22 protein-coding genes and 1 other annotated feature are annotated in these 22,289 nt (G+C 56.9%); of the genes, 15 read left to right on the plus strand and 7 right to left on the minus strand.

What is annotated here, in order from left to right:
* Positions 1-35 precede the first annotated feature (35 nt).
* Together lplA and PUP35_RS03070 are read right to left on the minus strand one after the other, a co-directional pair.
* A complete protein-coding gene (gene lplA, locus PUP35_RS03065; RefSeq protein WP_274241946.1) occupies positions 36-1,052 on the minus strand; it encodes a lipoate--protein ligase LplA in 1,017 nt (338 codons plus the stop codon).
* A gap of 39 nt (positions 1,053-1,091) precedes the next feature.
* On the minus strand, positions 1,092-1,736 hold the full coding sequence (locus PUP35_RS03070; RefSeq protein WP_115876488.1) for a YtjB family periplasmic protein: 645 nt from the start codon (positions 1,734-1,736) through the stop codon (positions 1,092-1,094).
* 117 nt (positions 1,737-1,853) lie between these two features.
* On the opposite strand from PUP35_RS03070, the gene serB reads away from it, so the two are divergent.
* The 3 genes from serB to nadR are packed head-to-tail and all read left to right on the plus strand — an operon-like array spanning position 1,854 to position 5,487.
* Positions 1,854-2,822, plus strand: coding sequence for a phosphoserine phosphatase (gene serB / locus PUP35_RS03075; RefSeq protein WP_008502066.1), 969 nt, complete (start codon positions 1,854-1,856; stop codon positions 2,820-2,822).
* An 11-nt stretch (positions 2,823-2,833) separates the two neighbouring features.
* Positions 2,834-4,219, plus strand: a complete 1,386-nt coding sequence (radA, locus tag PUP35_RS03080) for a DNA repair protein RadA (RefSeq protein ID WP_274241951.1) — start codon at positions 2,834-2,836, stop codon at positions 4,217-4,219.
* A gap of 35 nt (positions 4,220-4,254) precedes the next feature.
* On the plus strand, positions 4,255-5,487 hold the full coding sequence (gene nadR / locus PUP35_RS03085; RefSeq protein WP_006810194.1) for a multifunctional transcriptional regulator/nicotinamide-nucleotide adenylyltransferase/ribosylnicotinamide kinase NadR: 1,233 nt from the start codon (positions 4,255-4,257) through the stop codon (positions 5,485-5,487).
* A 64-nt stretch (positions 5,488-5,551) separates the two neighbouring features.
* Here nadR and PUP35_RS03090 read toward each other — a convergent pair whose 3' ends face one another.
* Positions 5,552-6,553 carry a zinc-binding alcohol dehydrogenase family protein gene (locus PUP35_RS03090; RefSeq protein ID WP_274241954.1) on the minus strand — a complete coding sequence of 334 codons (1,002 nt, stop codon included), beginning with the start codon at positions 6,551-6,553 and terminating at the stop codon, positions 5,552-5,554.
* A 108-nt stretch (positions 6,554-6,661) separates the two neighbouring features.
* Between PUP35_RS03090 and PUP35_RS03095 the strand changes: the two genes are divergently transcribed.
* Positions 6,662-7,561, plus strand: coding sequence for a LysR family transcriptional regulator (locus PUP35_RS03095; protein WP_223581196.1), 900 nt, complete (start codon positions 6,662-6,664; stop codon positions 7,559-7,561).
* Positions 7,562-7,654: 93 nt separating this feature from the next.
* Here the strand turns inward: PUP35_RS03095 and ettA are convergent, their stop codons facing one another.
* The gene (gene ettA / locus PUP35_RS03100) at positions 7,655-9,322 is read right to left on the minus strand and encodes an energy-dependent translational throttle protein EttA (RefSeq protein ID WP_003856515.1); all 1,668 of its coding nucleotides are present in this window, start codon (positions 9,320-9,322) and stop codon (positions 7,655-7,657) included.
* 227 nt (positions 9,323-9,549) lie between these two features.
* Between ettA and sltY the strand changes: the two genes are divergently transcribed.
* A complete protein-coding gene (gene sltY, locus PUP35_RS03105) occupies positions 9,550-11,487 on the plus strand; it encodes a murein transglycosylase (protein WP_274241959.1) in 1,938 nt (645 codons plus the stop codon).
* Positions 11,488-11,542: 55 nt separating this feature from the next.
* Positions 11,543-11,869, plus strand: a complete 327-nt coding sequence (gene trpR / locus PUP35_RS03110) for a trp operon repressor (RefSeq protein ID WP_047747961.1) — start codon at positions 11,543-11,545, stop codon at positions 11,867-11,869.
* Here trpR and yjjX read toward each other — a convergent pair.
* Positions 11,866-12,381, minus strand: coding sequence for an inosine/xanthosine triphosphatase (gene yjjX, locus PUP35_RS03115; RefSeq protein WP_048961786.1), 516 nt, complete (start codon positions 12,379-12,381; stop codon positions 11,866-11,868). The genes trpR and yjjX overlap by 4 nt on opposite strands.
* 50 nt (positions 12,382-12,431) lie before the next feature.
* Here yjjX and gpmB point away from each other — a divergent pair, with 50 nt between their 5' ends.
* Complete coding sequence (gpmB, locus tag PUP35_RS03120) at positions 12,432-13,079, plus strand: 2,3-diphosphoglycerate-dependent phosphoglycerate mutase GpmB (protein WP_008502057.1); 648 nt, start codon at positions 12,432-12,434, stop codon at positions 13,077-13,079.
* Here gpmB and robA read toward each other — a convergent pair.
* Positions 13,076-13,945, minus strand: a complete 870-nt coding sequence (gene robA / locus PUP35_RS03125; protein WP_274241965.1) for an MDR efflux pump AcrAB transcriptional activator RobA — start codon at positions 13,943-13,945, stop codon at positions 13,076-13,078. The genes gpmB and robA overlap by 4 nt on opposite strands.
* A 211-nt stretch (positions 13,946-14,156) precedes the next feature.
* On the opposite strand from robA, the gene creA reads away from it, so the two are divergent.
* Positions 14,157-14,630, plus strand: a complete 474-nt coding sequence (creA, locus tag PUP35_RS03130; RefSeq protein ID WP_274241967.1) for a protein CreA — start codon at positions 14,157-14,159, stop codon at positions 14,628-14,630.
* A gap of 45 nt (positions 14,631-14,675) precedes the next feature.
* On the opposite strand, the gene arcA is transcribed toward creA, so the two are convergent.
* Positions 14,676-15,392, minus strand: a complete 717-nt coding sequence (arcA, locus tag PUP35_RS03135; RefSeq protein WP_003856501.1) for a two-component system response regulator ArcA — start codon at positions 15,390-15,392, stop codon at positions 14,676-14,678.
* A gap of 95 nt (positions 15,393-15,487) precedes the next feature.
* On the opposite strand from arcA, the gene yjjY reads away from it, so the two are divergent.
* The 7 genes from yjjY to PUP35_RS03170 all read left to right on the plus strand — a co-directional run bounded on the left by yjjY (position 15,488) and on the right by PUP35_RS03170 (position 22,286).
* Entirely contained in the window at positions 15,488-15,628 is a 141-nt protein-coding gene (gene yjjY / locus PUP35_RS03140) for a protein YjjY (RefSeq protein WP_085928893.1), read from the plus strand.
* A gap of 399 nt (positions 15,629-16,027) precedes the next feature.
* Complete coding sequence (locus PUP35_RS03145) at positions 16,028-16,714, plus strand: tRNA/rRNA methyltransferase (RefSeq protein ID WP_274241971.1); 687 nt, start codon at positions 16,028-16,030, stop codon at positions 16,712-16,714.
* 211 nt (positions 16,715-16,925) lie between these two features.
* The gene (gene thrL / locus PUP35_RS03150; RefSeq protein WP_015572623.1) at positions 16,926-16,994 is read left to right on the plus strand and encodes a thr operon leader peptide; all 69 of its coding nucleotides are present in this window, start codon (positions 16,926-16,928) and stop codon (positions 16,992-16,994) included.
* Positions 16,933-17,050, plus strand: a sequence feature (Thr leader region). (Overlaps the previous gene by 62 nt.)
* Before the next feature lie 24 nt (positions 17,051-17,074).
* Positions 17,075-19,537 (plus strand): bifunctional aspartate kinase/homoserine dehydrogenase I, encoded by a 2,463-nt coding sequence (thrA, locus tag PUP35_RS03155; RefSeq protein ID WP_274241973.1) that lies wholly within the window; start codon positions 17,075-17,077, stop codon positions 19,535-19,537.
* A gap of 1 nt (position 19,538) precedes the next feature.
* Positions 19,539-20,468: a homoserine kinase gene (gene thrB, locus PUP35_RS03160; protein ID WP_048225593.1), complete on the plus strand. Its 930-nt coding sequence runs from the start codon at positions 19,539-19,541 to the stop codon at positions 20,466-20,468.
* Between the two features lie 3 nt (positions 20,469-20,471).
* Positions 20,472-21,758, plus strand: a complete 1,287-nt coding sequence (gene thrC, locus PUP35_RS03165; RefSeq protein WP_271368882.1) for a threonine synthase — start codon at positions 20,472-20,474, stop codon at positions 21,756-21,758.
* Positions 21,759-22,004: 246 nt separating this feature from the next.
* Positions 22,005-22,286, plus strand: a complete 282-nt coding sequence (locus PUP35_RS03170) for a DUF2502 domain-containing protein (RefSeq protein ID WP_274241978.1) — start codon at positions 22,005-22,007, stop codon at positions 22,284-22,286.
* Positions 22,287-22,289: the final 3 nt, after the last annotated feature.

Consider the following 22,289-nt stretch of genomic DNA (forward strand, 5'->3'; position numbering starts at 1 on the left):
TGGGAGAGGGCTGGGGTGAGGGCACCAGACCGCACCTAGCGCACGGCCTGCGCAATCCATGCTAACAAATCCCTTAACTCTTTCTCCTGCTCAGGGAAATCCCCAATCAACGCGTCACTCTCCTGCTGCAGCATATCCGCCCGATACAAACAGCCCTGCAGACGAGCGGCCAGCGCCTCTAACGGTGCCGGATTGAGACTATCCGTAAAGACCTGCGTACGGGTAATGTGGCCCTTCTCCACGTCAAAGTGCAATTCCACGCCGCCCCAGGTAAAACGCTCATCCAGTAGATGGGAAAACGCAGGAGCCTGACCGAAGTTCCACTCCCAGCTGCTCTGGCGGGCGAAGGTGTCGGCGAAGTTGGGCAGATCCGGGGTTTTGTCTGGGGAGATCACTTCTGCTTCCACGCGCTCGCCGTAATGTTCAAAGAACGCTTCACGGATCGCGTCGCAAATCTGCTCGTGCGTAATCCCCGGCAGCAGCTCCACCAGATTTGCCACGCGCCCGCGTACGGACGTAATGCCCTTGGCCTGTAACTTTTTCTTATCAGGATTAAGGTAGTTCGCCAGACGGCTGAGATCGGCATTCAGCAGCAGGGTGCCGTGGTGGAACCCGCGATCCATCGTTTCGCGGTAGGCGGAGCCGGACACCTTGCGATCCCCGTCGGGCGTTTTGACCACCAGATCGTTACGTCCGGAGGCTTCAGCCGTCACGCCGAGCGCGTTAAGGGCGTTTAGGACGATGGACGTCGAGATGGTTTTGTCGTATTCCGGTTTTCCCGCCATAAAGGTAAAGCAGGTATTGCCCAGATCGTGAAAGACCGCGCCACCGCCGCTGCTCCGGCGCGCGAGGCGGACGTTATCCTCTTCCATACGCCGCGTATTGCACTCTTTCCACGGGTTTTGCGCACGGCCAATGACCACCGTATCGGCGTTACGCCAGAGAAACAGGACGCGCTGGGTAGCAGGCATCTGGCGGAAAATGCACTCTTCTACCGCGAGATTAAACCAGGGATCGTAAGAGTCAGAGATAAGCAGGCGTAACGTCGTCATGGCAAAGTTCCTTTTCCGAATCGTTCGCCTACTTTATCACTATTCTTTCTTCTCGCTCTCTTCGTCTTCGGGAACGGATCTGCTGGCGGTCAGCAGGAACGGGGATTGCTGCCATCGCGAGCGCTTGCCGCGAAGCAGGGTGCGCGCCAGCACAACGCCGATGGCGAGAGAAAGCAGCAGCATCAGGCGCAGAATATTGGTGGTATTATCGACCTGCTTGGCTTCAGTGGGCAGGGTGTGGGTGTCGAGCGTCAGGCGCAGATACCCCAGGGGGCCATTCTTACCCTGAATAGGTTCAACAAGCTGCTGGTTGAAGTAGCCGCCGGCTTTTTTACCGTCAAGCGCCAGCCTGTCGCGCACGTCGACATGTTCGCCCGCGCGGGCAATCAGGTTGCCTTGCTCATCATAGACGCCAGCATCAAGAATGCGGCTATTCTCCGTGAGCAGGCGTAAAACCTGGCCTATTCGCTTATCGTCCGGCGTTTCGGTTCGCATGGACGGTGCGACGTTGAGCGTCACCTGGCGTGCCAGCGTGCGGGCCAGCTCTTCAAACTGCGGGTTGCGTTGCCGTTGATGATTCTGGCTAAACCACGATGCCCCCTGCATCAGCACCACTAAGAGTGCGAGACAGGAAAGGACGATCACGGCGCGATGGAGCCGGAATTTCAGTTTTGCGCGAGCCATATTCCACCTGCTGAAAATTTACGGCTTAATGTTGCCAGAAGTGATGGTTACAGGGTAGCCTCATGCGTTATTTTCCCTCTGCAACCTTCCGGCGCGAACGAAATTACAGGAGCTTTAATGCCGAACATTACCTGGTGTGACCTGCCAACGGATGTCTCTTTATGGCCAGGATTGCCGCTCTCTTTAAGTGGCGATGAGGTGATGCCTCTGGATTACCATGCCGGTCGTAGCGGCTGGCTCCTTTACGGACGCGGTCTGGATAAGCAACGCCTGACCCAGTATCAAACCAAACTGGGTGCGGCGATGGTCATCGTCGCCGCCTGGTGTGTGGAAGACTATCAGGTCATTCGCCTGGCAGGCTCTTTGACGCAGCGCGCCACGCGTCTGGCGCATGACGCCGGGCTGGACGTCGCGCCGCTGGGTAAAATTCCGCACCTGAAAACGCCAGGCCTGCTGGTCATGGACATGGACTCTACCGCCATTCAGATCGAGTGTATCGACGAAATTGCGAAGCTGGCGGGCAGCGGCGAGCTGGTGGCGGAAGTCACCGAGCGTGCGATGCGCGGCGAGCTGGATTTCACCGCCAGCCTGCGCCAGCGCGTGGCGACCCTGAAAGGGGCCGATGCCAATATTCTGCGCCAGGTGCGCGACGTTCTGCCGCTGATGCCTGGGCTGACGCAGCTGGTGCTGAAGCTGCAGTCCCTCGGCTGGAAGGTGGCGATCGCCTCAGGTGGCTTCACCTTCTTCGCGGATTACCTGCGGGAAAAACTGCATCTGACCACCGTGGTGGCCAACGAGCTGGAGATCATGGACGGCAAGCTGACCGGCCAGGTGATCGGCGATATCGTTGATGCCCAGTACAAAGCCAATACGCTGACGCGCCTCGCGGAAAAATATGAAATTCCGGTTGTCCAGACCGTCGCTATCGGGGACGGCGCGAACGACCTGCCGATGATCAAAGCGGCCGGCCTGGGCATTGCCTACCATGCCAAGCCAAAAGTGAATGAAAAGACGGAAGTCACTATCCGTCACGCTGACCTGATGGGGGTGTTCTGCATTCTCTCCGGCAGCCTTAATCAGAAATAACGAGGTAAACCGTGGCGAAAGCTCCAAAACGCGCATTTGTCTGTAATGAATGTGGTGCGGATTATCCGCGCTGGCAGGGGCAATGCAGCGCCTGTCATGCCTGGAACACCATCACCGAAGTGCGTGGTGTGGCGGCTTCGCCTGGCGTGGCGCGCAATGAACGCCTGAGCGGCTACGCGGGCAATGCGGGCGTTGCGAAGGTGCAAAAACTTTCGGACATCAGCCTCGAAGAGCTGCCGCGCTTCTCCACCGGGTTCAAAGAGTTTGACCGCGTGCTCGGCGGCGGCGTGGTGCCGGGGAGCGCCATTTTGATCGGCGGTAACCCGGGCGCGGGTAAATCGACCCTGCTGCTGCAAACGCTCTGCAAGCTCGCCGAACAGATGAAAACCCTGTACGTCACGGGCGAAGAATCACTGCAGCAGGTGGCGATGCGCGCACACCGTCTGGGCCTGCCGACCGGCAATCTGAACATGCTCTCCGAAACCAGCATCGAGCAGATCTGCATGATCGCCGAAGAAGAGCAGCCGAAGCTGATGGTGATCGACTCCATCCAGGTGATGCACATGGCGGACATTCAGTCCTCGCCGGGCAGCGTGGCGCAGGTGCGTGAAACGGCGGCCTACCTGACGCGCTTTGCCAAAACGCGCGGCGTGGCGATTGTGATGGTCGGCCACGTGACCAAAGACGGCTCGCTGGCGGGACCGAAGGTGCTTGAACACTGTATCGACTGCTCCGTGATGCTCGACGGCGACGCGGACTCCCGCTTCCGTACCCTGCGCAGCCATAAAAACCGCTTTGGGGCGGTGAACGAGTTAGGCGTGTTTGCCATGACCGAGCAGGGGCTGCGCGAAGTCAGCAACCCGTCGGCGATCTTCCTGAGTCGGGGAGATGAGATCACCTCCGGAAGTTCAGTAATGGTGCTGTGGGAAGGCACGCGCCCGCTGCTCGTCGAAATTCAGGCGCTGGTGGACGTGTCGATGATGGGCAACCCGCGGCGCGTGGCGGTCGGTCTGGAACAGAACCGTCTGGCGATCCTGCTGGCGGTGCTGCACCGTCACGGTGGGCTGCAGATGGCGGATCAGGACGTTTTCGTTAACGTGGTGGGTGGCGTGAAAGTCACTGAGACCAGCGCAGACCTGGCGCTGCTGCTGGCGATGGTCTCAAGCCTGCGCGACAGACCGCTGCCGCAGGATCTGGTCGTCTTCGGTGAGGTGGGCCTCGCCGGGGAAATCCGTCCGGTGCCCAGCGGCCAGGAGCGTATCTCCGAGGCGGCAAAACACGGTTTCCGCCGGGCTATCGTTCCCGCTGCTAACGTGCCGAAAAAAATCCCGGAAGGGATGCAGGTTTTCGGCGTGAAGAAACTCGCAGATGCGTTAAATGTCTTTGACGACTTATAATTACGTATTCGATTTTGCAGGAGGCACCGTAATTTATGTCATCATTTGACTACATCAAGACCGCTATCCGCCAGAAGGGCTGCACGCTGCAGCAGGTGGCGGACGCCAGCGGCATGACCAAGGGTTATCTGAGCCAGCTGCTGAACGCCAAAATCAAAAGCCCCAGCGCGCAGAAGCTGGAAGCGCTGCACCGCTTTCTGGGGCTGGAATTCCCGCGTATGCAAAAGAACATCGGCGTGGTGTTCGGCAAGTTTTACCCGCTGCATACCGGGCATATCTATCTGATCCAGCGAGCCTGTAGCCAGGTTGACGAGCTGCACATCATCATGGGCTACGATGAAACCCGCGATCGCCAGCTGTTTGAGGACAGCGCCATGTCGCAGCAGCCGACCGTGCCGGACCGCCTGCGCTGGCTGCTTCAGACCTTCAAGTACCAGAAAAACATTCGCATTCATGCCTTTAACGAAGAGGGCATGGAGCCGTATCCGCACGGCTGGGACGTGTGGAGCAACGGCATCAAAGCGTTTATGGAAGAGAAGGGCATTGCGCCTAACTGGATCTACACCTCTGAAGAGTCCGATGCGCCGCAGTTCCGCGAGCATCTGGGCATCGAGACGGTGCTGATCGATCCGAAACGCACCTTCATGAACATCAGCGGAGCGCAGATCCGCGAAAACCCGTTCCGCTACTGGGATTACATCCCGACCGAGGTGAAGCCGTTCTTTGTGCGCACCGTCGCGATCCTGGGCGGCGAGTCGAGCGGCAAATCAACGCTGGTCAACAAGCTGGCGAATATCTTCAATACCACCAGCGCATGGGAGTACGGCCGCGATTATGTCTTCTCGCACCTGGGCGGCGACGAGATGGCGCTGCAGTATTCCGACTATGACAAAATCGCGCTCGGCCACGCTCAGTACATTGATTTCGCAGTGAAATATGCCAACAAGGTGGCGTTTATCGATACCGATTTCGTCACCACTCAGGCGTTCTGTAAAAAATACGAAGGGCGCGAGCACCCGTTCGTGCAGGCGCTGATTGACGAATATCGCTTTGACCTGGTGATCCTGCTGGAAAACAACACCCCGTGGGTGGCCGACGGCATGCGCAGCCTCGGCAGCTCCGTTGACAGGCGTGAATTCCAGTCCATGCTGGTGGAGATGCTCAACGAAAACAACGTTGAGTTTGTGCACGTGGAAGAGTCGGACTACGACTCCCGTTTCCTGCGCTGCGTCGAGCTGGTGAAGGAGATGATGGGGGAGCAGGGGTAAAAACTTACCCCTCACCCTAACCCTCTCCCTGCGGGAGAGGGCCGGGTTGAGGGCATCAAGCCACTCAGAACTCAACCACCACTTTTCCGCGCATATGCCCGTCCAGCACCTTACGGTGCGCCTCGGTAATGCTCCCCACGCTCAGCCCGTGCAGCGTTTCACTCAGTGAGCTTTCCACTACGCCATTATCTACCAGCTTCGCCACCTCATTGAGGATCTCACCCTGACGCGCCATATCCGCGGTCTGGTACATGCTGCGGGTGTACATAAATTCCCAGTGCAGCGCGGCGGATTTCGACTTCAGCTTGTCCTGGTTCAGCGGGTGTTCATTCTCCACGATGGAACAGATATGCCCCTGTGGGGCAATCAGTTCGCTGACCGCATCCCAGTGCCCGTCGGTGTCGTTGAGGATGAAAATGTAATCCACAAAGGTGAGCCCGTGTTTCGCCAGTTCGCCTTTCAGATCGCGGTAGTTCACCACCACATCTGCACCGCGAGCGCGGCACCACCGGGCGGAATCTTCGCGAGACGCGGTTGCGATGACCTTCACCTTGCTGTTGTGCTTCGCAAACGGGATCGCCAGCGATCCCACCCCGCCCGCGCCGCCAATGATCAGCAGGGTTTTGTCCGCGCCGGCATCCTGAATGTTCAGCCGTTCAAACAGGCCTTCCCACGCGGTGAGTGCGGTCAACGGCAGTGCAGCGGCAGCGGCCCAGCCGAGGCTTGCGGGCTTGCGCCCGACAATGCGCGCATCAATCAGCTGATGCGTGGTGTTGCTGCCCGGGCGGGTGATGTCGCCCGCGTACCACACTTCATCTCCCGGTTTGAATCCGGTGACGCCCGTCCCAACGGCTTTGACGATCCCGCTGGCGTCCCACCCGAGAATGCGCGGCTCGTTCAGTCCGTTTTTGGCAATGCCCGCATGGACTTTGGTATCGACCGGGTTAACCGAGACGGCTTTGACCTCCACCAGCAGATCGTGCTCGCCGGGCTGTGGCATCGGCGGGGTGATTTCAATGAACGTTGCGGGATTTTCCGGGTTAACGGCGATGGCTTTCACTGACATGGTGTGCTCCTCAATGGCATGCGTTTTGTTGAGGCTAGTCTATTAAGTGGCCAGCTGCATGATAAGATGGACAATCAAGAACTCAGCGTTCGTACAGGATGAACAATCATGTTTAAACAGCTGCAGGATATGGCGCTTTTCGCGCTGGTGGCGGAGATGGGCAGCTTTACCGCGGCAGCCCAGAAAGCCGAACTGCCGAAATCCAGCGTCAGCCAGCGAATTAGCCAGCTGGAGCAGCAGGTGGGTATCCGCCTGCTTAACCGCACCACGCGCAGGCTGAACCTGACGTTTGCGGGCGAGCACTATCTGGTGCACTGCCGCGAAATGCTGGCGGCCAGCGAGCGGGCGGAGTATGCCATTCAGCGCCTGCGCGAAAACCCGAGCGGGCGGCTGCGCATTACCTGTCCGGCTGGAATTGGCGCGACGCTGCTGGCGCATATGAATGCCGAGTTCCAGCTTCGCTATCCTGAGGTTTCGCTGGACGTGTCGATCTCTGATGATGTGGTGGATCTGGTCGAGTCCGGCTTTGACGTGGCGCTGCGTACCGGCAAGCCGCAGGACTCCTCCCTGATTGGCCGAATGATCGGGCATTGTCCGCGCTACATGCTGGCCTCGCCGGACTATCTGGCGCGCCGGGCGCCGCTAACGCATCCCCGTCAGCTGGTGGAGCACCGCAGCATTACGCACAGAGCCTGGTCGGAGTGGCTTCTGCGAAGCGAGAATGAGGATTACCGCTACCTGCCGGATAACGCGCACATGACCGATAATCTGGTGTACGCCCGCGAGTGCGCGATGGCCGGGGCGGGGATCACGCTGCTTCCTGCATTTCTGCTGGGAGATAAGGTTGAAAAGGGCGCGCTGGTGCAGGTACTGCCGGAGTGGAACGTTGAAGGCAACGACCTCTGGCTGGCCTACCCGAGCCGCAAGCTGAATTCGCCCGCGCTGATGAGCTATATCGAGTTTGCGATGCAGTTTGACGAGGTGAAGCGGTATTACGTGGGGCGGTGAAACCGTGCGGCCTGATGCCCCCTTACCCTGACCCTCTCCCACAGGGAGAGGGAACAACCATAAAAAACGGCAACCGAAGTTGCCGTTTTGCTTTTATTTCGCAATACGCTTGTACTTAATACGCTTCGGCTCCAGCGCGTCGGCGCCCAGCGTGCGTTTCTTGTACTCTTCGTATTCGGTGAAGTTACCTTCGAAGAACTCCACCTTACCTTCGTCCTGGTAGTCCAGAATGTGGGTCGCGATACGGTCGAGGAACCAGCGGTCGTGCGAGATAACCATCGCGCAGCCCGGGAACTCCAGCAGGGCGTTTTCCAGCGCGCGCAGGGTTTCGATATCCAGGTCGTTTGTTGGTTCATCGAGCAGCAGAACGTTACCGCCCACCTGCAGCAGCTTCGCCAGGTGCAGACGACCACGCTCACCGCCGGACAGCTCGCCCACGCGTTTGCCCTGATCGGTGCCTTTGAAGTTAAAGCGACCAACGTAGGCGCGGCTTGGCATCTCGGTGTTGCCGATGCGCATGATATCCAGACCGCCGGACACTTCTTCCCACACGGTTTTGCTGTTGTCCATCGCATCACGGAACTGGTCAACGGAGGCCAGCTTCACGGTCTCACCCAGGGTGATAGAGCCGCTGTCAGGCTGTTCCTGACCGGACATCATGCGGAACAGGGTCGATTTACCCGCGCCGTTCGGACCGATGATGCCCACGATAGCGCCTTTCGGTACGGAGAAGGTCAGGTCGTCGATCAGCACGCGGTCGCCGTAAGACTTACGCAGGTTGGTCACTTCAACCACTTTATCCCCCAGACGTGCTCCAGGTGGAATAAACAGTTCGTTGGTTTCGTTACGTTTCTGGTATTCGGTGTTGTTCAGCTCTTCGAAGCGTGCCAGACGGGCTTTGCCCTTAGACTGACGGCCTTTCGCGCCCTGACGAACCCACTCCAGCTCTTTCTCGATAGACTTACGACGCGCCGCTTCCTGAGAAGCTTCCTGAGCCAGACGCTGATCTTTTTGCTCCAGCCAGGAGGAGTAGTTGCCTTCCCACGGAATACCTTCACCGCGGTCCAGCTCCAGGATCCAGCCGGCGACGTTGTCGAGGAAGTAACGGTCGTGGGTAATCGCCACAACGGTGCCTTCGAAGTCGTGCAGGAAGCGCTCCAGCCACGCCACGGATTCCGCATCCAGGTGGTTGGTTGGTTCGTCGAGCAACAGCATATCTGGTTTTTCCAGCAGCAGGCGGCACAGCGCCACGCGGCGACGTTCACCACCGGAGAGGTTAGCGATTTTCGCATCCCAGTCCGGCAGACGCAGGGCATCCGCCGCGCGCTCCAGCTGCACGTTCAGGTTGTGACCGTCGTGCGCCTGGATAATTTCTTCATACTTGCCCTGTTGTGCAGCCAGCTTGTCGAAGTCCGCATCCGGCTCGGCGTATTTGGCATACACTTCATCGAGACCTTTCAGGGCGTTAACCACTTCGGATACCGCTTCTTCAACGGATTCGCGAACGGTGTGTTCCGGGTTCAGCTGAGGTTCCTGCGGCAGGTAGCCAATCTTGATGCCAGGCTGCGGACGGGCTTCACCTTCGATGTCTGTATCAATGCCGGCCATGATGCGCAGCAGGGTGGACTTACCGGCACCGTTGAGACCCAGAACACCGATTTTTGCGCCCGGGAAGAAGCTCAGCGAGATATTTTTAAGAATATGACGTTTCGGCGGGACAACTTTGCCGACACGATGCATGGTATAAACGAATTGAGCCACGTTGGACTTCGCCTCTTTTATCGTAATGAGAAGGAATTTCAGCCTCGAAGTGTAGCCTTTTTCACGTCCTAATCCCAGCCAGGAACGTCGGGAGTGTTAAAACGCGCAAGAAAGGTAAAAAAGTGTCCATGACGTGGCGCGTTGAAGGATGCCTGGTTAGCATAAATTAATTAGACTTTGACGTGGCAAGACGCTGCAATTGACGAAAAAACAATGAGGAAGAGCTTGTGGAAAAAGCCAAACAGGTGGTCTGGCGTCTGCTGGCTGCCAGCGTATGCGTAATGGCGGTAAGCCAGGCGGTGCATGCCGATTCACTGGATGAACAACGTAGTCGCTACGCTCAGATTAAACAGGCGTGGGACAACAAGCAGATGGATACCGTGCAGGCGCTGATGCCGACGCTAAAGGATTATCCGCTGTATCCGTATCTCGAGTATCGTCAAATTACGGACGATCTCATGAATCAACCCACCGTTACTGTGAATAACTTCATTCAGGCGAACCCGACCCTGCCGCCAGCCCGGAATCTTCAGTCTCGTTTTGTGAATGAGCTGGCGCGACGCGAAGACTGGCGCGGACTGCTGGCGTTTAGCCCTGAAAAGCCGAATACCATCGAAGCCCAGTGTAACTACTACTACGCAAAATGGGCGACCGGCCAGCAGGAAGAGGCCTGGGCCGGGGCGAAAGAGCTCTGGCTGACCGGGAAAAACCAGCCGAACGCCTGTGACTCCCTGTTCGGCGCGTGGCGCGCATCCGGCAAGCAGGATCCGCTGTCCTACCTTGAGCGCATCCGTCTGGCGATGAAAGCCGGCAACACGCGTCTGGTGACCACGCTGGCGGGGCAGATGCCGTCCGATTACCAGACGATCTCCACCGCGGTTATCTCGCTGGCTAACGATCCCAACAGCGTGCTGACCTTTGCCCGCAGTACGGGCGCGACCGATTTTACCCGCCAGATGGCGGCGGTGGCCTTTGCCAGCGTGGCGCGTGACGATGTGGAAAACGCGCGGCTGATGATCCCGCAGCTGGTGCAGGCGCAGCAGCTTAATGAGGAACAAACCCAGGAGCTGCGCGACATCGTGGCGTGGCGACTGATGGGCACGGATGTGACCGATGAACAGGCGCGCTGGCGTGACGATGCCATTATGCGTTCGAACTCCACGTCTCTGGTGGAACGTCGCGTGCGCATGGCGCTGGGTACGGGCGATCGCCGTGGGCTGAATACCTGGCTTGCGCGGTTGCCTATGGAGGCCAAAGAGAAGGACGAATGGCGCTACTGGCAGGCCGATCTGCTGATGGAGCGCGGTCGTGATGACGAGGCCAAAGAAATTCTCCATACGCTGATGCAGCAGCGCGGGTTCTACCCGATGGCAGCCGCGCAGCGCCTGGGCGAGGAGTACACCTTCCGCATTGATAAAGCGCCAGCCAACGCGAACCCGGCGCTGACGCAGGGGCCAGAAATGGCGCGCGTGCGCGAGCTGATGTACTGGAATATGGATAATACCGCGCGCAGCGAGTGGGCGAATCTGGTGACCAGCCGCAGCACCGACGAGAAAGCCCAGCTTGCCCGCTATGCTTTTGATAACCACTGGTGGGATCTGAGCGTGCAGGCGACGATCGCCGGTAAGCTTTGGGATCATCTCGAAGAGCGTTTCCCGTTGGCTTACAAGGATCTGTTCGATCGCTACACCAGCGGCAAAGATATCCCGCAAAGCTACGCGATGGCAATTGCCCGTCAGGAGAGCGCATGGAACCCGAAAGTCCGTTCCCCGGTGGGCGCCAGCGGCCTGATGCAGATTATGCCGGGCACGGCGACGCACACGGTGAAGATGTTTAATATTCCTGGCTACAGCAGCCCGTCACAGCTTCTGGATCCGGATACCAACATCAACATCGGTACCAGCTACCTGCAGTACGTGTATCAGCAGTTCGGCAATAACCGCATCTTCGCGTCGGCGGCGTATAACGCGGGGCCGGGTCGCGTGCGTACCTGGCTCGGCAACAGCGCCGGACGCATTGACGCCGTGGCGTTTGTCGAGAGCATCCCGTTCTCGGAAACGCGCGGCTATGTGAAGAACGTGCTGGCCTATGACGCCTACTATCGCTACTTCATGGGGCAGAAAGATACCCTGATGAGTGATGCCGAGTGGCAGAGACGTTACTGATCGGCGCGGGTTGTGTTATGCTGTACTCGCTAATGAGTACAAGAGGCAGCATAACATGACCCAGCATTCCCCGTATTCCTCGGCAATGGCCGAACAACGTCATCAGGAGTGGCTTCGTTTTGTGGAGCTGCTTCGCCAGTCTTACGAGCAGGATTTGCACTTACCCCTTATGCAGCTGATGCTCACGCCGGACGAGCGCGAGGCGCTGGGCACGCGCGTGCGCATCATTGAAGAGTTGCTGCGCGGCGAGATGAGCCAGCGCGAGCTGAAAAATGAGCTCGGCGCGGGCATCGCAACGATTACCCGCGGATCGAACAGCCTGAAGTCGGCACCCGTTGAGCTGCGCCAGTGGCTGGAAGCGGTATTGCTGAAAAATACCTAACGATAAATCGCGTTATGGAACGGGCTTAACGCCAGGATCACCGCCTGATGATAAACGCCTGAACGCGTCAGCGCGCCTGCGGTAAAGACGCCAATCGCCCCTTCTTTACGGCCAATCTCATCAATGCCGGTGTACTGCGACATCACCGGCCCAAGCGCTTCACCCGCGCGGACTTTTTCCAGAATAATCTCCGGCAGCGGCAGGGTGGCTGAACGCGCTTCACCGCGCTGTTCACGGCTTTCGATCACCACCCAGCTAAAGGTTGCGCCTTCGTCGATACCGGCTTCAATTGCCACCCAAAAGTCCGCATCCGGTGCCGCAGCCCTGGCATTTGCCACGCGGTTTCGTGCGCCAGCGCGCGTTTCCTCACTGCCAAACGGCTGTTCAGGAACGCCACTCTCGACGCCGATGGCTTCAATATGGCAGGATCCTGCGCCGAAGATCTCTTCAAATGCCCTTAGAATTGCCTGAATTTTGGCAGGATTAGTGGTAGCAGAGACAACATGGTGCATAATTAAGCTCGATTCAAAAAAAACTCATCGCAGTATAACGGAAAAAAAGCATGTTACAGGTATACCTTGTTCGCCACGGTGAAACGCAGTGGAACGCCGAGCGACGTATTCAAGGCCAGTCAGACAGTCCTCTTACAGAGAAGGGCGTGCAGCAAGCGTGGCAGGTGGCAGAACGCGCCCGAACGCTGGGCATTACCCACGTCATTACCAGCGATTTAGGTCGCACACAGCAGACGGCGCGCATCATTGCAGACGCCTGCGGCTGTGACGTCATGCTGGAGCCGCGCCTGCGCGAGCTGGATATGGGCGTGCTGGAAAAACGCCATATCGATACGCTGACGGAAACGGAAGAGGGCTGGCGCCGCACGCTGGTGAACGGTACCGAAGATGGCCGTATTCCTGAGGGCGAATCCATGCAGGAGCTCAGCGTCCGTATGCATGCCGCACTGGCGGAATGCCTGAAGCTTCCGGCGGGAAGCCGTCCGCTGCTGGTGAGTCATGGGATTGCGTTGGGATGCCTGGTGAGCACCATTCTGGGATTACCGGCTTACGCTGAGCGCCGTTTGCGTCTGCGTAACTGCTCCATTTCCCGAATTGATTATCAGGAAAGCGCGTGGCTGGCGTCAGGATGGGTCGTGGAGATGGCAGGGGACATTTCGCATCTCGATGCCCCTGCGCTTGACGAACTGCAGCGTTAACGACGTATTGGAATCAAAAATTCCATACGCAGATTAATTGGGCCTTCTTCCGGTTTGGCATCCTGCGCCGGGTAGTAGCGCTCAATGTCCTGACCTTTACGGCGATTCAGATTCAGCATTGGCATGCAGGTACCGTAAACGGTCAGGATAAACTCCTGTACCCCCGTTCCCAGCCCTTCATAGGCGAACATCACGTATTCGCCCCCTTCCAGCACGACAGGCTTCGAACCCTGAATATACCCGTTGGCCATCTCTGGCGTCAGCGCGGTGGTGTAGAACACCTCCTGCTCGTCGTCTTTTTCCTGGCTTGGATGCGTTTCGTTGAGGCCATACAGGATAGACGGGATCGCCGGCGCGTGGCTCAGGAAGTCGCGCCAGAACTGGACGCGCATCTGATGTCGGAACTCGGAAATCTGCTCCAGTGAACAGGAGTAGCTCTGCGTTGTGCCGATCAGATGGGTTTCCGGCAGTGTAATAATGTCGTACTTCGGCATTGCGAACTCGCCCAGACGCAGCGGCGGACGCATGCCAAACGAGCTCCAGTCAGGCGAGCGACGATAAAGCGCTGGCGTCAACAAGAACTGTTTTTTAAAGGCGCGGGTGAATGTCTGCTGTGAATCGAAACGATATTGCAGGGCAATATCCAGAATCGGCCGCGCGGTGAGGCGCAACGCTACAGCAGATTTTGATAAACGACGTGCGCGAATATAGGCCCCGATAGCATGACCGGTGACATCCTTGAACATCCTTTGCAGATGCCACTTGGAATAGCCTGCTTTAGCCGCCACATGATCCAGTGACAAAGGCTGGTCGAGATGACCTTCCAGCCAGGTGAGCAGGTCGCGAATAATTCCAGCCTGATCCATATACTATCCTCATCCTTAAAACAGCAGGTGCCTGATAACAGGTTAGCGGATAATAGCATTTTTTGATGTTTTAGCATTCAGTGTTTTTTTTGCGCATTCATGCTTTTTCTAGCACATTACAGGCAGATATATTCTAATCCTGTGATCTTGCTACATTTTTGTCTAAAGTGTTGAATAATTGCTCAGTGTAATTTTAAAGAATGGTAACAATATGAAATACAAGACTTTGCTCTTCACCGCGCTGATGTTGATGGTCGGGCGCACTGCACAGGCGGAACAGATTGGTTCCGTCGATACCGTGTTCAAAATGTTTGGCCCGGACCACAAAATCGTGGTGGAGGCGTTTGACGATCCGGACGTGAAAAACGTCACCTGCTATGTCAGCCGCGCGAAAACGGGCGGTATCAAAGGCGGACTGGGGCTGGCGGAAGATACCTCCGATGCGGCGATCTCATGTCAGCAGGTGGGCCCGGTTGAATTGAGCGACAAAATTAAAAACGGCAAAGCGCAGGGCGACGTGGTATTCCAGAAACGGACCTCGCTGGTGTTCAAAAAGCTGCAGGTTGTGCGTTTCTACGATGCCAAACGCAATACGCTGGCCTACCTGGCCTATTCTGACAAAGTGGTGGAAGGGTCACCGAAAAACGCGATCAGCGCGGTGCCGATTATGCCCTGGCGGGAATAAAAAAACGGCGCATAAGCGCCGTTTTTTAATGCATTAACTGCGGGATTATTCCTGCAAATCGCCGCAGAAACGGTACCCTTCGCCGTGAATGGTGGCGATGATTTCCGGCGTATCTGGCGTAGATTCGAAATGTTTACGAATACGACGGATGGTGACGTCTACGGTACGGTCGTGCGGCTTCAGCTCACGGCCGGTCATTTTCTTCAGCAGTTCTGCACGGGACTGAATTTTTCCCGGGTTTTCGCAGAAGTGCAGCATCGCGCGGAATTCACTGCGCGGCAGTTTATACTGCTCACCGTTCGGGCTAATCAGCGAGCGGCTATTAATATCAAGTTCCCAGCCGTTGAATTTGTAGCTATCTACGCTACGACGCTCTTCGCTGACAGTACCCAGGTTCATGGTGCGGGACAGCAGGTTGCGTGCACGAATGGTTAACTCGCGAGGGTTGAACGGCTTGGTGATGTAGTCATCCGCACCGATTTCCAGGCCAAGAATTTTATCAACTTCGTTATCACGGCCTGTCAGGAACATTAACGCGACGTTCGCCTGCTCGCGCAGTTCGCGCGCCAGAAGAAGACCGTTTTTGCCCGGCAGGTTAATATCCATGATCACCAGGTTGATATCATTTTCAGAAAGGATCTGATGCATCTCTGCGCCATCGGTCGCTTCAAAGACATCGTAGCCTTCTGCTTCGAAAATGCTCTTTAACGTGTTGCGTGTTACCAACTCGTCTTCAACGATAAGAATGTGCGGGGTCTGCATGTTTGCTACCTAAATTGCCAACTAAATCGAAACAGGAAGTACAAAAGTCCCTGACCTGCCTGATGCATGTCGCAAATTAACATGATCGGCTTAACGTGACTAAAGTACGTAATTGCGTTCTTGATGCACTTTCCATCAACGTCAACAACATCATTAGCTTGGTCTTGGGTACTTTCCCTTTGGACCCGACAGTGTCAAAAACGGCTGTCATCCTAACCATTTTAACAGCAACATAACAGGCTAAGTGACACCAGACACCCAATAAAACTACGCTTCGTTGACATATATCAAGTTCAATTGTAGCACGTTAACAGTTTGATGAAATCATCGTAGCTGAATGCTAGCCTTTGTCACAATTTTTCAATAAACCAACTAGTTGCGGACATTGATTTATAAACGAAGCGAATCCAATCTGAATAGGGTATTCATGCTGCCATTATCATTATAAAACATAGGGATAATGGTGTTCTATTAACATTCTAACTGATTGTTCAGACACAGAATAGTTTAGCGTTTTTAATTTGTTATGAAACGCTATTTCGGTGATTTTTGTTGCAATTTTGTAAATTCGCGCTGCGTAATATGTTGAAGTGCATCACATTTTTACCGGCTAACTGATTAAAAAGAGAGCATAAATGCATCTGTCGATTGTACTGGTTGCCCCAGCCAGAGCAGAAAATATAGGCGCAGCGGCGCGTGCCATGAAGACCATGGGTTTTACCGATTTGCGCATTGTGGACAGCACGGCCCATCTGGAGCCAGCCGCGCGTTGGGTGGCGCACGGATCGGGAGATATTCTCGATAATATAACCACTTACGCTACACTTGCCGACGCGCTGCACGACATTTCGTTTACCGTTGCAACCACGGCGCGTAGTCGCGCTAAGTTCCACTACTATGCGACGCCAGCGGAGCTGGTGCCGATGCTGGAAGAGAAAAGCCAGTGGCTGGAGAAAGCGGCGCTGGTATTTGGTCGTGAAGATTCCGGATTAACCAACGAGGAGCTGGAACTGGCGGACGTGCTCACCGGTGCGCCGATGGTGGCCGATTATCCTTCCCTGAATTTGGGCCAGGCGGTCATGGTGTACTGCTATCAATTAGCCTCCCTAATACAAATCCCCCAGCCTCAGGCTGAAAGGGCTGATGAAAATCAGCTGGCTGCGCTGCGCGCACGCGTTGAGCAGCTGTTATCTCAGTTGGAAGTAGCGGACGATCAAAAAATGGCTGACTGGCTGCAGCAGCGTTTGGGACGTCTTGAGCAACGGGACACCGCAATGCTGCACCGTTTGCTGCATGATATTGAAAAAAAATTGGCCGAGTAAAATACTGCCATAAGTTTTTACTATGGCGAATAAGTCTGTCTGTATGGGTTGCATCTGGGGGAATCGGATGAAAATAAATCTGCACGCAGCGGGACGTGAGAGTCTTCCGAATTGTGATCAAATTAAAAATTCGTTGACTTAACGAGCCCGATCCTTTAACCCTAAAAGAATACAGCACAGACAGATAATAATGACAGAGTACACAACATCCATGAAACGCATCAGCATCACCACCATTACCACAACCATCATCATTACCACTGGTAACGATGCGGGCTGACGCGTACAGGAAAAACAAAAAAAAGCCCGCACCTAGACAGTGCGGGCTTTTTTTTCGGCTAAAGGAAACGAGGTAGAACCATGCGAGTGTTGAAGTTCGGCGGTACATCAGTGGCAAATGCAGAACGTTTTCTGCGAGTTGCCGATATCCTGGAAAGCAACGCCAGGCAGGGGCAGGTTGCGACCGTGCTCTCTGCCCCGGCAAAAATCACGAACCATCTGGTGGCGATGATCGAAAAAACCATCGGTGGCCAGGACGCACTCCCGAACATCAGCGACGCAGAGCGTATATTCGCTGACTTATTGCAAGGGCTGGCAGAGGCGCTGCCTGGCTTCCCGCACGCTCAGCTGAAGTCCTTCGTTGAGCAGGAATTTGCGCAAATCAAACACGTTCTGCACGGTATCAGCCTCCTCGGCCAGTGCCCGGACAGCATCAACGCGGCGCTGATTTGTCGCGGCGAAAAACTTTCTATCGCCATTATGGCCGGCGTGCTGGAAGCGCGCGGCCATAGCGTGACCGTGATCGATCCCGTTGAAAAACTGCTTGCGGTGGGCCACTACCTCGAATCCACCGTTGATATTGCTGAATCAACCCGCCGTATCGCCGCCAGCAAAATTCCCGCTGACCACATGATCCTGATGGCAGGCTTCACCGCCGGTAACGAGAAGGGCGAGCTGGTGGTGCTGGGCCGTAACGGTTCCGACTACTCCGCCGCCGTGCTGGCCGCCTGCTTACGCGCGGACTGTTGTGAGATCTGGACTGACGTCGACGGCGTCTATACCTGCGACCCGCGCCAGGTTCCGGACGCCAGGCTGCTGAAATCGATGTCGTACCAGGAAGCGATGGAGCTTTCCTACTTCGGCGCCAAAGTGCTTCACCCTCGTACCATCTCCCCGATTGCCCAGTTCCAGATCCCTTGCCTGATTAAAAACACCGGTAACCCGCAGGCGCCGGGTACGCTGATTGGCGCAAGCAGCGATGAGGACGGTCTGCCGGTGAAAGGCATCTCCAACCTCAACAATATGGCGATGTTCAGCGTCTCCGGCCCTGGGATGAAAGGGATGGTCGGCATGGCAGCGCGCGTATTTGCGGCCATGTCCCGCAACGGTATCTCGGTGGTGCTGATTACCCAGTCCTCTTCCGAATACAGCATTAGCTTCTGCGTGCCGCAGGGCGACTGCCTGCGCGCCCGTCGCGCGCTGGAAGAAGAGTTCTATCTGGAGCTCAACGAAGAATTGCTCGAGCCGCTCTCCATTCAGGAGCGTCTGGCGATTATCTCCGTGGTTGGCGACGGCATGCGCACGCTGCGCGGTATCTCAGCCAAGTTCTTTGCCGCGCTGGCGCGCGCCAATATCAACATCGTGGCGATTGCTCAGGGCTCGTCGGAGCGTTCAATTTCTGTTGTCGTGGACAACGATGATGCGACCACCGGCGTTCGCGTGGTTCACCAGATGCTGTTCAACACCGATCAGGTCATCGAGCTGTTCCTGATTGGCGTGGGTGGCGTGGGCGGCGCGCTGCTGGAGCAGGTGAAGCGTCAGCAGGCGTGGCTTAAGAAGAAACACATCGACCTGCGCGTCTGCGGGATTGCGAATTCCAAAGCGCTGCTGACCAACGTCCACGGCCTTAACCTGGAAAACTGGCAGGCAGAGATGAACGAGGCGAAAGAGCCGTTCAACCTGGGCCGCCTGATCCGTCTGGTGAAAGAGTACCATCTGCTTAACCCGGTCATCGTCGACTGTACCTCGAACCAGGCGGTGGCGGACCAGTACGCCGACTTCCTGCGCGAAGGTTTCCACGTGGTGACGCCGAACAAAAAGGCCAACACTTCGTCGATGGATTACTATCACCAGCTGCGTCTGGCGGCGAGCAAGTCGCGCCGCAAGTTCCTTTACGACACCAACGTTGGGGCTGGTCTGCCGGTTATCGAAAACCTGCAGAACCTGCTTAACGCGGGTGATGAACTGCAGCGTTTCTCCGGCATTCTCTCCGGCTCGCTGTCGTTTATCTTCGGCAAGCTGGATGAAGGGATGAGCCTCTCCGAAGCCACCCGCGCCGCGCGCGAGCTGGGCTACACCGAGCCGGATCCGCGTGACGATCTCTCCGGTATGGATGTGGCGCGTAAGCTGCTGATCCTCGCCCGTGAAACGGGCCGGGAGCTTGAGCTTTCTGATATCGTGATTGAACCGGTCCTGCCGGCAGAATTTGACAGCAGCGGTGACGTCAGCGCCTTTATGGCCAAACTGCCGCAGCTTGACGACGCGTTTGCCGCGCGCGTTGCGAAAGCCCGTGATGAAGGTAAGGTATTGCGCTATGTTGGCAACATTGAAGAAGATGGCGTGTGCCGGGTGAAGATTGCCGAAGTGGATGGCAACGACCCGCTGTACAAAGTCAAAAACGGCGAAAACGCCCTCGCGTTTTACAGCCACTATTATCAGCCACTGCCGCTGGTGCTTCGCGGCTATGGCGCAGGGAACGATGTTACGGCGGCGGGTGTGTTTGCCGATCTGCTGCGTACCCTGTCATGGAAGTTAGGAGTTTAACATGGTCAAAGTTTATGCCCCGGCTTCCAGCGCGAATATGAGCGTCGGATTTGACGTGCTGGGTGCGGCGGTGACGCCGGTGGATGGTTCGCTGCTGGGCGATACGGTTACGGTGGAAGCGGCAGACAGCTTCAGCCTGAATAACGTGGGCCGCTTCGCCAGCAAGCTACCGTCCGACCCGCGCGAGAACATCGTCTATCAGTGCTGGGAACGCTTCTGTCAGGAGATCGGTAAAAACGTGCCGGTCGCTATGACGCTGGAAAAAAGTATGCCGATTGGCTCGGGGCTGGGTTCCAGCGCCTGTTCGGTGGTCGCCGCTCTGGTGGCAATGAATGAGCACTGCGGCAAGCCGCTGAACAACAACCGCCTGCTGGGCTTAATGGGCGAGCTGGAAGGGCGTATCTCCGGCAGCATTCACTATGACAACGTGGCGCCGTGCTTCCTCGGCGGCATGCAGCTGATGATCGAAGAAAATGGCATCATCAGCCAGCAGGTGCCAGGGTTTGATGAGTGGCTGTGGGTGCTGGCCTATCCGGGCATTAAGGTCTCTACCGCGGAAGCGCGTGCGATCCTGCCCGCGCAATATCGTCGTCAGGACTGTATCGCCCACGGGCGTCATCTGGCGGGCTTCATCCACGCCTGCTACACCCGTCAGCCGCAGCTGGCGGCAAAACTGATGAAGGACGTCATTGCCGAGCCGTATCGCACGAAGCTGCTACCCGGCTTTAACGAGGCGCGACAGGCATCAATGGATATCGGCGCGCAGGCGTGCGGCATCTCCGGCTCCGGCCCGACGCTGTTCGCCCTGTGCGACAAGGCAGACACTGCGCAGCGCGTGGCGGACTGGCTCTCTAAACACTACCTGCAAAATCAGGAAGGCTTTGTTCATATCTGCCGTCTGGACACGGCTGGCGCACGAGTACTGGGATAATTAATGAAACTCTACAACCTTAAAGATCATAACGAGCAGGTCAGCTTCGCGCAGGCGGTGACTCAGGGACTGGGCAAAAATCAGGGGCTGTTTTTCCCGCATGACCTGCCGGAATTCCAGCTGACCGAGATTGATGACCTGCTGAAGCAGGATTTTGTCACCCGCAGCACCAAAATTCTGTCCGCGTTTATCGGCGATGAAATTCCGCAGGAGCTGCTGGAAGAGCGCGTGCGTGCGGCATTCGCGTTCCCGGCGCCGGTTCAGCAGGTTGAGCCTGACGTGGGCTGTCTGGAGCTGTTCCACGGCCCAACCCTGGCGTTTAAAGACTTCGGCGGCCGCTTTATGGCGCAGATGCTGACCCACATCAGCGGCGACAAGCCGGTGACCATCCTGACCGCAACCTCCGGCGATACCGGCGCGGCGGTGGCACACGCGTTCTACGGCCTGAAAAATGTCCGCGTGGTGATCCTCTATCCAAAAGGCAAAATCAGCCCGCTGCAGGAGAAACTGTTCTGCACCCTCGGCGGCAACATTGAAACCGTGGCAATTGACGGTGATTTCGATGCCTGCCAGGCGCTGGTCAAGCAGGCCTTCGACGACGAAGAGCTGAAGGTCGCTCTGGGTCTTAACTCTGCGAACTCCATCAACATCAGCCGTCTGCTGGCGCAGATCTGCTACTACTTCGAAGCGGTGGCGCAGCTGCCGCAGGACGCGCGCAACCAGCTGGTGATCTCCGTGCCGAGCGGTAACTTCGGTGACCTGACGGCGGGCCTGCTGGCAAAATCCCTGGGTCTGCCGGTGAAACGCTTTATCGCCGCGACCAACGCCAACGACACCGTGCCGCGCTTCCTGAAAGACGGGAAGTGGGCGCCGAACGCCACGCAGGCGACCCTCTCCAATGCGATGGATGTGTCTCAGCCGAACAACTGGCCGCGCGTGGAAGAGCTGTTCCGCCGTAAGATCTGGCGTCTGGGCGACCTGGGCTATGCCGCGGTGACGGATGAAACTACCAAATCCACCATGCGCGAGCTGAAGGCGGTCGGGTATACCTCTGAACCGCACGCGGCGATTGCCTACCGCGCGCTGCGCGACCAGCTTAACCCGGGTGAATATGGCCTGTTCCTGGGCACCGCACATCCGGCGAAGTTCAAAGAGAGCGTGGAGGCAATCCTGGGCGAAACGCTGCCGCTGCCGAAAGAGCTGGCCGAGCGTGCCGACCTGCCGCTGTTGTCCCATGAACTGCCGGCAGACTTTGCCGCGCTGCGTAAGCTGATGATGTCCCGAGCATAATTTTTGTCGGGTGCGGCTTCGCCTTACCCGACCTACAACGGCTCAGAACGTAGGCCGGGTAAGGCGTAGCCGCTACCCGGCTTTTTTTATGGAGAAATTAAGGAGGAAAATAGCAGGAAAAAAGCAGAAATTCCCAATAAATGCGGTCACTTAGCGATTAGGATTGCAGAGAATAACATCCCCCGTTCCCCTCGCGTACTCTCCTTACAACGGCCCACGTTGGGCAACGATAATAAGGAGTCACCGATGTCAAAACTGAAACCTGCGCTGATTGCGCTTTCACTGATGCTGGTCGCTCCCATGGCGGTTCAGGCATCCGAAATCACCCTCGTACCTGCGGTCAAACTGCAGATTGGCGACCGGGATAATAACGGGCACTACTGGGACGGTGGCCGCTGGCGCGACCATGACTGGTGGAAGGCGCATTATGACTGGCGCGATAACCGCTGGCGTCCTCACGATGAGCATAGCGAGCGTGACCATCATCATGACGATCATCGTCCAGGTCCGGACTGGAAACACCACTAATGC

Origin of the sequence: Enterobacter sp. S-33, assembly GCF_028735835.1 — a bacterium.
Taxonomy (GTDB): Bacteria; Pseudomonadota; Gammaproteobacteria; order Enterobacterales; family Enterobacteriaceae; genus Enterobacter; species Enterobacter vonholyi.